Source organism: Hydrogenophaga sp., from assembly GCF_018780385.1.
In the GTDB taxonomy this organism is placed as follows: domain Bacteria; phylum Pseudomonadota; class Gammaproteobacteria; order Burkholderiales; family Burkholderiaceae_C; genus Hydrogenophaga.
Genome location: NZ_JADMJO010000117.1, coordinates 1 through 12,526 on the forward strand (window position 1 = coordinate 1; position 12,526 = coordinate 12,526).

Annotated in this window: 15 protein-coding genes; 8 read left to right on the forward strand and 7 right to left on the reverse strand. The window is 68.1% G+C overall.

The features are described 5' to 3' along the window. A partial coding sequence (gene purM / locus IV113_RS23395; RefSeq protein ID WP_291090342.1) for a phosphoribosylformylglycinamidine cyclo-ligase occupies positions 1–898 on the reverse strand: 898 nt, incomplete at its 3' end. Between the two features lie 149 nt (positions 899–1,047). Between purM and IV113_RS23400 the strand changes: the two genes are divergently transcribed. From IV113_RS23400 to folK, 5 genes are read left to right on the forward strand one after another with little or no spacing between them, the layout of a single operon-like run. Then, positions 1,048–2,145, forward strand: a complete 1,098-nt coding sequence (locus IV113_RS23400; RefSeq protein WP_291090345.1) for an AI-2E family transporter — start codon at positions 1,048–1,050, stop codon at positions 2,143–2,145. 17 nt (positions 2,146–2,162) lie between these two features. Then, a complete protein-coding gene (gene hda, locus IV113_RS23405; RefSeq protein WP_291090377.1) occupies positions 2,163–2,849 on the forward strand; it encodes a DnaA regulatory inactivator Hda in 687 nt (228 codons plus the stop codon). Beyond that, positions 2,846–3,514: an HAD family hydrolase gene (locus IV113_RS23410; RefSeq protein ID WP_291090348.1), complete on the forward strand. Its 669-nt coding sequence runs from the start codon at positions 2,846–2,848 to the stop codon at positions 3,512–3,514. The genes hda and IV113_RS23410 overlap by 4 nt, the downstream gene beginning before the upstream one ends. Then, a complete protein-coding gene (pcnB, locus tag IV113_RS23415) occupies positions 3,511–5,175 on the forward strand; it encodes a polynucleotide adenylyltransferase PcnB (RefSeq protein ID WP_291090352.1) in 1,665 nt (554 codons plus the stop codon). The genes IV113_RS23410 and pcnB overlap by 4 nt, the downstream gene beginning before the upstream one ends. Positions 5,176–5,186: 11 nt before the next feature. Beyond that, on the forward strand, positions 5,187–5,654 hold the full coding sequence (folK, locus tag IV113_RS23420; protein ID WP_291090355.1) for a 2-amino-4-hydroxy-6-hydroxymethyldihydropteridine diphosphokinase: 468 nt from the start codon (positions 5,187–5,189) through the stop codon (positions 5,652–5,654). Here the strand turns inward: folK and pdxH are convergent. Beyond that, complete coding sequence (gene pdxH, locus IV113_RS23425) at positions 5,651–6,286, reverse strand: pyridoxamine 5'-phosphate oxidase (RefSeq protein ID WP_291090358.1); 636 nt, start codon at positions 6,284–6,286, stop codon at positions 5,651–5,653. The two genes, folK and pdxH, sit on opposite strands and share 4 nt — an antisense overlap. Beyond that, the gene (locus tag IV113_RS23430) at positions 6,283–6,864 is read right to left on the reverse strand and encodes a gamma-glutamylcyclotransferase (protein ID WP_291090380.1); all 582 of its coding nucleotides are present in this window, start codon (positions 6,862–6,864) and stop codon (positions 6,283–6,285) included. Before IV113_RS23430 ends, pdxH begins: the two co-directional genes overlap by 4 nt. Before the next feature lie 177 nt (positions 6,865–7,041). On the opposite strand from IV113_RS23430, the gene IV113_RS23435 reads away from it, so the two are divergent. Then, complete coding sequence (locus tag IV113_RS23435) at positions 7,042–7,563, forward strand: OmpA family protein (protein WP_291090361.1); 522 nt, start codon at positions 7,042–7,044, stop codon at positions 7,561–7,563. Positions 7,564–7,615: 52 nt separating this feature from the next. Here IV113_RS23435 and IV113_RS23440 read toward each other — a convergent pair whose 3' ends face one another. Next, on the reverse strand, positions 7,616–8,158 hold the full coding sequence (locus IV113_RS23440) for a PaaI family thioesterase (RefSeq protein WP_291090364.1): 543 nt from the start codon (positions 8,156–8,158) through the stop codon (positions 7,616–7,618). A gap of 49 nt (positions 8,159–8,207) precedes the next feature. Here IV113_RS23440 and IV113_RS23445 point away from each other — a divergent pair, with 49 nt between their 5' ends. After that, positions 8,208–8,669, forward strand: coding sequence for a MarR family winged helix-turn-helix transcriptional regulator (locus IV113_RS23445; protein ID WP_291090367.1), 462 nt, complete (start codon positions 8,208–8,210; stop codon positions 8,667–8,669). After that, entirely contained in the window at positions 8,659–9,900 is a 1,242-nt protein-coding gene (locus tag IV113_RS23450) for an MFS transporter (protein ID WP_291090369.1), read from the forward strand. Before IV113_RS23445 ends, IV113_RS23450 begins: the two co-directional genes overlap by 11 nt. A gap of 7 nt (positions 9,901–9,907) precedes the next feature. Here the strand turns inward: IV113_RS23450 and IV113_RS23455 are convergent, their stop codons facing one another. The 3 genes from IV113_RS23455 to IV113_RS23465 form a co-directional block, all read right to left on the reverse strand. Then, complete coding sequence (locus IV113_RS23455) at positions 9,908–10,699, reverse strand: SDR family oxidoreductase (RefSeq protein WP_291090371.1); 792 nt, start codon at positions 10,697–10,699, stop codon at positions 9,908–9,910. A gap of 286 nt (positions 10,700–10,985) precedes the next feature. Then, entirely contained in the window at positions 10,986–11,885 is a 900-nt protein-coding gene (locus tag IV113_RS23460; protein WP_291090374.1) for an ankyrin repeat domain-containing protein, read from the reverse strand. Positions 11,886–11,946: 61 nt separating this feature from the next. Next, positions 11,947–12,522, reverse strand: a complete 576-nt coding sequence (locus IV113_RS23465; protein ID WP_291090382.1) for an RNA polymerase sigma factor — start codon at positions 12,520–12,522, stop codon at positions 11,947–11,949. Positions 12,523–12,526: the final 4 nt, after the last annotated feature.

Below are 12,526 nucleotides of genomic sequence, written 5' to 3' on the forward strand. Positions count from 1 at the left end.
TGTTGAAGGTGCGGTTCATCTCGATGTCGTCGATGCCCGCGGTCTTCTGCAGCCACGCAAACAGCTCCGTCTGCGGCCAACTGCCCTTGACCAGGTGCGCCGCCGTGCCTTCGGGCAGCACGCGCGGGATGTTTTCCAGCAGACCACCACCGGTGATGTGGGCCAGCGCCTTGATGGGGTGGGCGGCCAGCGCGGCGAGCACGTTCTTCACGTAGAGCCGCGTCGGCTTCATGATGGCTTCGCGGAAGGGCAGGCCGTCCAGCGTGGCGGGCAGATCGGCGCCGGCACGCTCGATGCATTTGCGCACCAGCGAGAAGCCGTTGGAATGCACGCCGTGCGAGGCCAGGCCCAGCACCACGTCGCCGGGCTTGACGCTCTGGCCGGTGAGGATCTTCGATTTTTCCACCGCACCAACGCAGAAGCCGGCCAGGTCGTACTCGCCCGCCGGGTACATGCCGGGCATCTCGGCGGTCTCACCACCGATCAACGCGCAGCCGCTGAGCTCGCAGCCCTTCGCAATGCCGCCGACCACCGCGGCGGCGGTGTCCACATCGAGCTTGCCGCAGGCGAAGTAGTCCAGGAAGAACAGCGGCTCGGCGCCTTGCACCAGCACGTCGTTCACGCTCATGCCCACCAGGTCGATGCCCACGGTGTCGTGCATGTTCCATTCGAAGGCCAGCTTGAGCTTGGTGCCCACGCCGTCGGTGCCGCTCACCAGCACCGGCTCCTTGTAGCGCTTGGGCACCTCGAACAGCGCGCCAAAGCCGCCAATGCCGGCCAGCACGCCCTCGCGCATGGTCTTCTTGGCCAGCGGTTTGATGCGTTCGACCAGCGCGTCGCCCGCGTCGATGTCAACGCCGGCGTCTTTGTACGAAAGGGGGGTGGTGGAAGAGGTCATGTGCGGGCTGGCCCGGCGGGAGGCGGGGCGGTCGGTGGAGCGGAACGCTGGGCGGGTGGGGGGCTTTCGGGTACCCTGAGAGTGGCCCGATAGAATTTGCTCCAGATTTTAAGGGGTCGCCCTCGCGGCCTCATCGACCCTCGCGCTCCATGCCACTGACCCCCAACCAGATCCGCGCCTTGCTCTGGGCCCTGATCGCTGTGGTGAGTGCTCTGCTGCTCTCCTTGCTGGCACCGGTGCTCATGCCTTTCCTGCTGGCCGCCGTGCTTGCGTACGCGCTGCATCCGCTGGTGGAGCGGCTGCACGCGCGGCGCGTGCCGCGCTGGCTCGGCGCCGGTCTGGCCATCGCGCTGCTGATGCTGGTGCTGCTGGCCGTGCTCCTGCTGATCGTACCGGTCATCACCAAGCAGGTGCCGTTGTTGCGCGAACAGGTGCCCTTGCTGCTCGACCGGTTGAACGATGCCCTGCTGCCACTGGCCACCCGCTTCGGCATCGACCTGCAGGTGGACGTGATCCAGGTGCGCGAATGGTTGCGCTCCCTGATCACCGGCAACGAAAGCGAATTGATCAACGGCCTGCTTTCTTCCTTGCGCATCGGTGGCAGCGCGTTGGCGGCGGTGATCGGCAACCTGTTCCTCATGCCCATCGTGGCCTACTACCTGCTGCTGGACTGGACGAATCTGATCACACGCGCCAAGAACCTGATTCCGCCCCGCTGGCGTGAGAGCGTGCAGAGCTTTCTGAACGAGACCGACGAGGTGCTGGGCCAGTACCTGCGCGGCCAGTTGCTGGTGATGGCCGTGCTTGCGGTGCTCTACACCGTGGCACTGGCGCTCGTGGGGCTGGACCTCGCGTTGCCGATCGGCGTGTTCACCGGGCTGGCCGTGTTCGTGCCCTATCTGGGTTTTGGCCTGGGCCTGGTGATGGCGCTGTTTGCGGCGCTGCTGCAGTTCCAGACCGTGCTGGGTGTGGCCCTGGTGGGCGGCGTGTACCTGGTGGGGCAGGTGGTCGAGAGCCTCTACCTCACGCCGCGCCTGCTCGGTGAGCGCATCGGCCTGCACCCCATCGCCGTCATCTTCGCCTTGCTGGCCTTCGGTCATCTGTTGGGCTTCGTGGGTGTGCTCATTGCTTTGCCGGCGAGCGCCGTGCTGCTGGTGGCCATGCGGCGCGCCAAGCGCGGCTACCTGGCGAGTCAGATGTATCTGGGTGAGATGCCCCGCGTGCGAACCACGGGTGCCGACGAATGAGCACCGGTCCCACACCCATGAAGCAGCTGGCACTGGATATTGGCCTGGCGCCGGTACCCACCCTGGGCAACTTCGTGCCCGCGGGCAACGAGGCCGCGCTGGAGCACCTCAAGCTCTGGGCCCACAACCCGCTGCGCTCGCCCGTGCCCACGTTTGTCTGGGGCGAGAGCGGCAGCGGCAAGACACACCTGCTGCGCGCAGTGCGCGAAAGCCTGCGCGAGCACGGCAGCCGCGTCGGCTGGATCGACGTCGACACGCTGGACCCACCCGAGTTCGACGAGCACTGGGACGCAGTGCTGCTCGACGACTGCCATCTCTACACCGCCACGCAGCAGGCGGCGGCCTTCAACTGGTTCGTCAACGCGCAGAACCCGGCTCACGGCCCGGCGCGTTGGGTGCTGGCCGCGGCCAACTGCCCACCGGCCGACCTGCGCCTGCGCGAGGACCTGCGCACCCGCCTGGGCTGGGGCCATGTGTTCCAGTTGCACGCGCTCGGAGAAACCGAACGCCGGGGCGTGTTGCGCCGGGCTGCCGACGACCGCGGCGTGTTCCTCAGCGACGAGGTGATGGACTTCATGCTGCGGCGCTTTTCGCGCGATCTCTCCAGCCTCATGATGCTGCTGGACCAGCTCGACGCCTACGCGCTGCGCACCCAGCGCGCCATCACCATACCGTTGATCAAATCCATGTTGGAAAACGAATGAGACTGGCGCTTTTTGACCTCGACCACACCCTGATCCCGTTCGATTCCGACTACGCGTGGGGCGAGTTCACCGTGGCCCTGGGCTGGCGCGACGCCGGCAGCTTCTCGCAAGCCAACGACGGTTTCTACGCCGACTACAAGGCGGGCACGCTGGACATCCACCGCTACGTGCGTTTTGCCATTGAAGCGGTGCGCGAACGCGGCCTGAAGACCGCGCGCGAAGCCCACGAACGCTTCATGGCTGAAGTGGTGCAGCCCGCGGTGAAAGACGCCGCGCTCTCGCTGGTGCGCGCGCACCAGGCCGCTGGCGACACGGTCGTGATCGTCACCGCCACCAACGAATTCGTGACACGCCCGATCGCACAGGCCTTCGGTGTGGACGAGCTGATCGCCATCGATCTGGCGACCGACGAGCGCGGTGAGCCCACCGGTGAGATCCGGGGCACGCCGTCGTTTCGCGAGGGCAAGGTCGCCCGTGTGGAACAATGGCTGGCGGCGCGTGGCCTGGAATGGGCTGGCGTGCAGCACAGCACCTTCTACAGCGACTCCATGAACGACATGCCGCTGCTGGAAAAAGTGCACGAGCCCGTGGCCACCAATCCGGACGCCCGGCTCCAAGCCATTGCCCTGGAACGGGGCTGGCGCATATTGAACCTATTCGAATGATCAAGAAATTCATTGACAGGCTGCTCGGCAAATCGCCGGCGGCCACCGCACGCCGGGCCAACCCGTTCGGCAAACGCGAAGACGTGCCGGTGTCCGTGCACGGCATCGACCCCAAGCTGGTGGACCAGCGCGCGCTGGACGTGGTGCACACCCTCAAGCAGGCGGGTTTCGAGGCCTTCATCGTGGGCGGCGCGGTGCGCGACCTGTTGCTGGGCCTGCGACCAAAAGACTTCGACGTGGCCACCAGTGCCACGCCCGAGCAGGTCAAAAGCCTGTTCCGCCGCGCCTTCATCATCGGGCGGCGTTTCCGCATCGTGCACGTGATCTACGGCCGGGGCCGTGAGCACGAAATGATCGAGGTCTCCACCTTCCGCGCCTACCTCGACAGCGCCGACGCCGAGCAGGTGGCCGGCAACGAGCGCACCAGCAAGGGCGAGCTCGCCGGCATGAAGCACGCGGTGGACGCCAGCGGCCGCGTGCTGCGCGACAACGTGTGGGGCCCGATCGAGCAGGACGCCGCGCGGCGCGACTTCAGCATCAACGCCATGTACTACGACCCCGAGTCGCAGACCGTGGTCGATTTCCACCATGGCATCCGCGACGCGAAGAAGAAGACGCTGCGCATGATCGGTGACGCCACCACGCGCTACCGCGAAGACCCGGTGCGCATCATCCGCGCCGTGCGCTTCGCAGCCAAGCTCAGCGGGCTCGGCTTCACGTTCGACGCCAAGACGCTGGAGCCGCTGGCGTCATCACGCAAGCTGCTGCTGGACGTGCCGCAAAGCCGCCTGTTCGACGAAATGCTCAAGCTGCTGCAGACCGGCCACGCGCTGGCCAGTGTGGCGCAGCTCAAGGCCGTGGGCCTGGACACCGGCATCTATCCGCTGCTCGACGTGGTGGTGCAGCGCGCCGACGATGATTTCGTGAAACTCGCCTTGCAGGACACCGACCGCCGCGTGGGCGAAGGCAAGCCGGTGGCGCCGAGTTTCCTGCTGGCCTGCGTGTTGTGGGCCGATGTTCGCAAGGGCTGGAGCCAGCGCCTGAACGCACGCCCGGGCCAGCGCCCGCCGCCGCCGTTTGCGGCCTTGCAGGACGCGGTGGACGAAGCCTTCGATGCACGCATCGGCGATGTGTCGGGCCGCGGCAAGCTGGGCGCGGACATGCGCGAGATCTGGATGATGCAGCCGCGCTTCGACAAGCGCGTGGGCACCTCGCCCTTCAGCTTGGTGGATCAGGCGCGCTTTCGCGCCGGCTTTGATTTTCTGCGCCTGCGCGCGCAGGTGGGCGAGGTGGAGGAAGAGCTGGCCCACTGGTGGGAAACCTTCAGCATGGCCAGCGACGACATGCGCGAAGACATGGTGGACGCGCAACGCCGCGACAACCTGGCCAAGCCCGGTGCCGGCAAGGCGCGGCGTGTGAAGCGCAGCGACGACGACCACCCGGCCAATGCCGGTGCATCGACCGATGCACTCGCGCCCGACCCGCGTTTTCGCGCCACCGATGAGGGCAGTGAAGACCGGGACGACGAAGACGCTGGCGAGTCCGATGACGGTGCCGAGTCGACCGCGCCCAACGACGGCACGGCCCCGGCCAAGAAGCGCCGGCGCCGCCGCCGCAAGCCGGGCGGTGCAGCCACCGGCGGCGAGCCGGGACCGGTCTAACCTCATCGGCCGTGGTCCGAGCCGACGTCACGGCCTTCGTCGCGCTCGGCGCCAACCTCGGCGAGGCTGCGCAGGCGTTGCGCGATGCCTTGGTAAACCTCGGTGAGGTGCCAGGCATCCGCTTGGTGCGGGCCTCCAGCGTGTACCGCACCGCCCCCGTGGAGTCGAGCGGCCCCGACTACCTCAACGCCGTAGCCGAGATCTCCACCACACTCACCGCGCCAGACCTGCTCGATGCCTTGCAGTCCATCGAACAACAGGCCGGGCGCGAACGCCCCTACCGCAACGCGCCTCGCACGCTCGATCTGGATCTCTTGCTGTTTGGTGGTGCGCGGGTGGATTCACCGCGCCTGACAGTGCCGCACCTTCGCATGGAGCAGCGCGCCTTTGTGCTGGTGCCTCTGGCGGAGATCGCACCGTCGCTGGTCAGTGCCGCGCAACTGGCGGCGGTGGTCGACCAAGTCATCGAAAAAATCTAGGGCGCGAGCCGCTCGCGCAACCAGTCGCCGTCCGCTTGAGCGGTGTAACGCAGCCGGTCGTGCAAGCGGCTCCTGCGTCCTTGCCAGAACTGCCAGTTGTCCGGCTTGAGGCGGTAGCCACCCCAGTGCGGTGGGCGCGGCGGCTGCAGCAGGAACTGCGCTCCGTACTTCGCGGCATTGGTCACCAGCACCGTGCGGCCCTCGATCACCTCGCTCTGCGGGCTGGCCCAGGCGCCGATGCGGCTGTCCAACGGGCGGCTGTGGAAGTACTCGTCGCTCTCGGCGTCGCTCACCTTCTCCACCACGCCTTCGATGCGCACCACGCGCTCGAGCTCCACCCAGTGGAACTGCAGCGCGGCGAACGGGTTGCCCGCGAGCTCCTGACCCTTGCGGCTGGCGTAGTTGGTGTACCAGACGATGCCGCGCTCGTCATAGCCCTTGATCAGCACCACGCGGGTGCTGGGCCGCAGGTCGGAGCCGACCGTGGCCAGGGTCATGGCGTTGGGTTCGGGTACCTCGCTGCTGATGGCTTCCTTCAGCCACTTCGAAAACTGCTGGAGGGGATCGGCGTGGGAAGCCGACTCGCTGAGTTCGGCCTTCTCGTAGCTCTTGCGCAGGTCGGCGATGTTCATGGTTTCAGTATAGGAGTGGAGGATTCTTCGGCGTGTTGCAGCAGTTTGCCCAGCGCGCGGTCGTGGATGCCGTGGTGCAAAAGGCCGTAGAAGGTCTGGCGCGCGTAGTCCAGCGTGGTGCCGTAGCGTCCGCAGGAGCGGCTGAAAATGTCTCGGTAGCGCTCCTCGCTCAGTGTGCCGGTGTGGCTCGGGCTGCGCCGGGAGAGTGTGAAGGCCAGCGCATGCACCGGGCCCTGATCGGTCTGGCAGACCAGCCATTTGGGGTCGTACACCGGGTTGGGCATTTCACGCGCCCACAGCAGCGGCATCAGGGCTTCCACGTCGTCGTGCGGTACACGCAGCGCCAGGCCGGTGCAACTGCCACCAGGCATCAGCGCAAACACGAGGCCGGGGCACTCGACGGTGCCCCGGTTGACGCGGCTCCACATCTCCAGACAGCGGTGGTGCCCATGCACACGCGCCAGGCGCTGCTCGGCCGCGGTGAACTCGGGGCGCCACACCAACGAGGCGTAGGCAAACACCCAGAGGTCGGGGCGAGGCCCTTGAGAGCGCCACTGTGCCAGCGTATCGGCCATCATTTGCGCACCGTTGCGCTGGGCGGGGTCCCAGGTGGTGGGGCGCACCGTGCGGGGTGGGGTCAGGGAGGGTGGCATTTACAATCCTGCAGCGCCCGAAGGGCCGTGCCGCTGTGAGAAGCTGGCGCGTTGCGCCCGGGAGGTCGATGAACGGTCAACCATTTTCACGGAGTGTTTCCCATGTCTTCCCAAGATACCGAAGTTGAGTACCGCGTGGTCGCGGTGTTGCTGGTGGCGGTGATTGTGCTGGTGACCGGCTTTGCCGTGGGCCTGGGCATCCACAAATCCCGCGGCGACACTGCCTCGACCACGGTGGTGGCGGCCCCTGTGGCCGCTACACCCGCCGTGGCCGCAGCCGTGGCCTCGAGCGACGACGCCAGCGTGGTGGTGGAAAACGGTGTGGTGAAGTTTTACTTTGCCTCGGGCAAGGCCGATCTGGCCTCGGGCGCGCTGGTGGCGCTGGGCGATGCGATCGCTGCTGCCAAGGCTGGCAAGCGGCTCGTGCTCTCGGGCTTCCACGACGCGACCGGCAACCCGGCGTTCAACGCCGAGCTCGCCAAAAAGCGTGCGTTGGCCGTGCGCGATGCGCTGGTGGGTGCCGGTGTGGCCGAGACCAGCATGGAACTGAAGAAGCCCGAGCAGACCACCGGGACCGGCGACGACGCCGAAGCTCGCCGTGTGGAGGTGATGATCGCCGGCTGAGCCGAACCCCGCTCCCGTCAGCCCGGTTCGCCGGGCTTTTTTTCGCCTGATCTCAGCGCGCCGGGACTTCGAACACCAGACAGGTGGTGGTGGCGTGGGCGTAGAGTTTGCCGTCAGCACCGACGATGCGGGCCTCGGCGGTGGCGAGCTGACGACCCGCGTGCAACACGGTGCCGATGGCGCGCAGGGGCCCGCTTTTCAACGATGCCGCGCGCACGATGTTGACCCCCAGTTCCGCCGTGGTGTAGGCGCGGCCCACCGGCATGACGGTGTGCACCGCACAGCCCAGCGCCGAGTCGAGCAGGGTGGCGTACCAGCCGCCGTGCACGCTGCCCAGCGGGTTGTAGTGTTTGAGCTGAGGTTGGCCCTGAAACACCGCGCGGCCTTCGCTCACTTCCACCAGCGAGAAGTCCAGCGTCTGGGCGATGTGCGGGTAGGGCAGCTTCCCGTCGAGCATGGCCTGCATCTGCTGCAGACCGGTCAGGCCGGCAATGTCGGCCGGGTTGGCCAGGCCGACGCCGACACCGGCATTCATGCGCAGCACAGTGGCTTCGTATTGCTGGTTCCACAATGCCATCGTTTCTTCCGGGGTCATGCTGCTTCCTTTTACTTGTAGATGCAATCATTGTAGATACAATAATTTCATGAATGCTGACACCCATGCGTCACCCACTCCCGTGGGATGCACCAACTTCAAGCTGCGCCAGCTCACGCGCCTGGTCACCCAGCACTACGACCAGCACCTGGCCGGCGCCGGGCTGAAGATCACCCAATACTCGCTGCTCTCGCACGTGGACCGTCTGGGGCCGATTGCGCCCGGTGAGCTGGCGGGGCGCATGGACATGGGCGCGTCCACGCTCACGCGCAACCTGCAACCGATGATCGTGGCTGGCTGGCTGGTCATGGGCGATGGCGTCGACGGACGCAGCCGCACCGTGCACATCACCGACGCTGGTCGCGAGATGCGCCGCCAGGTGCAGCGGCGCTGGAAAACGGCTCAGGTGGCACTCAACGACAAACTCGGCGCCGCCACGGTGGTGGCGCTGCACGACCTGCTGGACCAGGGTCTGGCCGCATTTCACGAGGAAGACACCCATGCAATCTGAAACATCGACCGCCGCACCCTCGCGCGTGCCCTACGTGTGGTGGCTGGTGCTGCTGGCCGCCGCCGGCACCTTCGCGCTGACCATGGGCACACGCCAGACCATGGGCTTTTTCCTCTCGCCGCTGAACACCGCCACCGGCCTGGGCGTGGGCAGCATCAGCCTGGCCTTTGCCTTTGGCCAGCTCTGGTGGGGCCTCACGCAGCCGTTTGCCGGCGCCGTGGCCGACCGCATCGGCGCCGGGCGCGTGCTGCTCGCGGGCGTGCTGCTGGTGGCGCTGGGCACTTACATCACCCCACTCATGACGAGCACCTGGGGCCTGATCCTGGCCATCGGCGTGCTCTCGGCCGGTGGCGCCGGCATGGCCGGGCCGTCGGTGCTGATGGCCGCCACCACCCGGCTCATGCCGGCCGAGCGCCGCGGCATGGCCACCGGCATCGTGAACGCTGGCGGCTCGTTTGGCCAGTTCGTCATGGCACCGCTGGCCGCCGCGTTCACGCTCGGCCTGGGCTGGGCGGGCGCGATGCAGGCGCTGGCCTTGATCGTGTTGCTGGCGCTGCCGGCCGCCTGGGTGCTGCGCGGTCCCGGCCCGGCCGCCGCCGCGGGGGCCGCGCCAGCGCCAGTGTCGCTGCCCGCGGGCGAGGCAATTCGCAAGGCCCTCGCCAACCCGAGTTTCCTGTTGCTGTCGGCGGGCTTTTTCGTCTGCGGTTTCCACGTGGCTTTTCTCGCCACCCACCTTCCGGGGGTGGTGGCCGCGTGCGGCCTGCCGGCACCGGTGGGCGCCTGGGCGCTGGGCATCATCGGCCTCTTCAACATCATCGGCAGCCTGGCCATGGGCTGGGCCGTGGGCCGCTGGCGCATGAAGTCGCTGCTCTCGCTGGTGTACGCCACGCGCGCCGTGGCCGTGCTGATTTTCCTGCTCGCGCCCAAAACCGAGGCCGTGATGCTGACCTTCGCCGCGGTGATGGGCCTGACCTTCCTCTCCACCGTGCCACCCACGGTGGGGCTGGTCGCCAAGTTCTTCGGCACCGGCAACATGGCGATGCTGTTCGGCCTTGTGATGCTCTCGCACCAGATCGGCGGCTTCCTTGGCGCCTGGCTCGGCGGCCAGGTGTTCGAGGCCACCGGCAGCTACGACTGGGTCTGGTACATCGACATCGTGCTCGCGGTGGGTGCAGCCTTGATCCACCTGCCGATCCGCGAAGCGGTGGTGGTGCGGCCCCGGCCCGCCTGAGCGCTGCTTACTCCACCGGCACGGTGTAGTTCAGTGCCATGCGCCCGCCGTCGACCGTGACGATCTCGCCGGTGACGTAGCTGGCCGCGTCGCTGGCCAGCCAGGCCACCACATCGGCGATCTCGTCGGGCTCGCCCAGGCGCTTCATGGGCGTGCGACTGAGGATCTTCTGCCGCGCGGCCTCGCTCGTCAGCACCGCCTTGGCGGCGAGTTCGGTGGCGATGGTGCCGGGTGCCACCGCGTTGACGCGGATTCCGTGGTCGGCGAGCGCCAGCGCCATCACGCGCGTGAGCTGGTTGATGCCACCCTTGCTCACGTTGTAGCTCGCGATGTTGGGGATGGCGAGCACGCCGTTGACTGAACTCATGTTGACGATGCTGCCGCCGCCGGCCCGTGCCATCGCGCGCGCCACCGCCTGGCCCATGAGGAAGGCGCCTTTGAGGTTCACGCGCAGCACCTCGTCGAAGTCGTCTTCGGTCACGTCGAGGAACTCCGCCGCCTTGAAGATGCCGGCGTTGTTGACCAGCACGTCGATGTGGCCGTGCGTATCCTGCGCCTGCGCCACGATGGCATCGACATCGGCCTTGTCGCCCACATCGCAATGCATGTACATGCCACCGAGTTCGCGCGCGAGCGCACGGCCGGCAGCGTCGGCGACGTCGGCGATCACCAACTTGGCACCCTCGCTCGCAAAGCGGCGCGCGCAGGCTTCGCCGATGCCCTGGGCCCCGCCGGTGACGAGGACGACGCGGCCCTGGTGGCCAAAGTGCACGGAGGAAGAGGTGGCTGAGATGTTCATGCCGCCATGGTAGCGATGAGAGCCTGTTCACGGTCTGCAAGGGGTCGCGCCGGTGTTCTATCGGGATGGGGCGCAAGGCGCAAAACGCAGCCGGGCCGGTGGCCCGGCGAGGCTTTGCAACGCTGCGCACCGCCCGATAGGACACTGGCCCTTCGGGTTGGAACGAAATCGGGCGATTTGCCCACCCAGTCCCTTGCATGGGCATGAGCCCATGCGGCGTGATCTGGGCGGACAACTCATCCCGATTGCGTCCCAACGCGACCCCTTGCAGACCGTGAACAGGCTCTCAGCGCGTGCCGCCTTCCTCGAGCAAAGGCAGCAGCGCGGCGTGGCCGGCCTGTTGCGCGAGATCGGCGGCGCGCAGGCCGTCGCGGTCGGTGCGCTGCGGGTCGGCGCCCGCGTCGAGCAGCAGGCGCACCAGCGGCGCATCGCCGCGCTGCGCCGCGAGCATGAGTGCGCTGCGGCCGCGCGCGTCGGTGCCGTTCACGTCCGCACCTTGTGCCAGGGCCTCGCGCACCTCGGCCACCGCGCCGCGCGCCGCGGCGGCCAGCAAGGCCGCGTGAGGCGTGGCGTTGGCGGCGGCGGGCGATGCGGCTTGGCGCGATGACAACGTTGCAGGAGCCTCCTCCCGCGCCAGACCGCGGGCGCGGGGCGCGGCGACCATGTCCGCGGGCGCGCTGGACCGGACCTCTGCGTCTTGCGTTGACGGTGCGGCGGGTGCAGGCAGCGGTGCCGGAGGCACCGGGGGTGGGCTGGCAGCGACGCTGCGTTCCTGCGGTAGTGGGGGCTCTGGGCGTGGCTTTGCAACGGGAGGGGCCGGTGTCGGGGCTTGTACCACCGGTGGCGCTGCCGCTTCGCGTGCCGCAGGCGCGGTGTCGGCAGGGACGGCTTCGCGTTGCGTTGCCGGGGTTTCGCCGAGCGCGACCTCACGTTCCTCGGGCGTGCCGCGGTCGAACTGCAGCACCACCAGCGTGGCCAGGCCGAGCACGGCGAGGCCACCGAGCGCACGCCAGCGCCAGGCGGTGTCGTTGGCGGCGAGTGGCCTGCCGGTGCCTGGTGCGCTGCGGGTGTGTGCCGTGGCCCGCGCGTGGGCCAGCACCTTCTCGCGCAGGGCGGGGTCGGGCCGTGCGGGGTCGTGCTCGCTGGCTTCCCGGTAGCGTTGCAGCAGGTCGTCTTCGGGTGTCATGGGGATACCTCCACGCATCGCGCTGCGGTGCGAGCTGGCTTGGGGCGGCCCGGCGCGGCGCTCATGCGAAGGCCTCCAGGGTGTGGCGCAGGCGCTCGCGCGCATAGCGCAGCCGGCTCTTGGCGGTCTCGGCGTTCACGCCGGTGGTCTGCGCGATCTCGGCCAGGCTCAGACCGCCTTCGGCCTGTAGCAGGAAGGCTTCGCGCTGCGGCAGGGGCAACGCGGCGAGCGCGTCGAGCAGGGCCTGTGCCTGCTCGCGCGATTGCACCTGCCGCACCGGGCCGAAGCCGGAGTCGGCGGCCAGCGTGTCGGCCAGGGCCGCGCCGTCTGCGGTCTCGGCGTCCAGGCTGGCGTGGGTCTTGTGGGTGCGCCAGTGGTCCACCATGCGGTGGTGAGCGAGCGTGAACAGCCAGGTGCGAAAACGCGCGCGGGGCTGGTATTGCGGTGCTTGTCGCACCAGCGAGAACCACACGTCCTGCACCAGGTCGTCGGCCAACGCGGGGTCGCGCACGCTGCGTTGCACGAAGCGCCACACCGGCAGGCTGTGGCGGTCGTACAGGGTTTCAAATGCGCGCGCGTCGCCCGTGGCAAAGGCCTGCATCAGCGTTTCGTCGGCGGGCACGGCCTCGTCGGTCATGCCC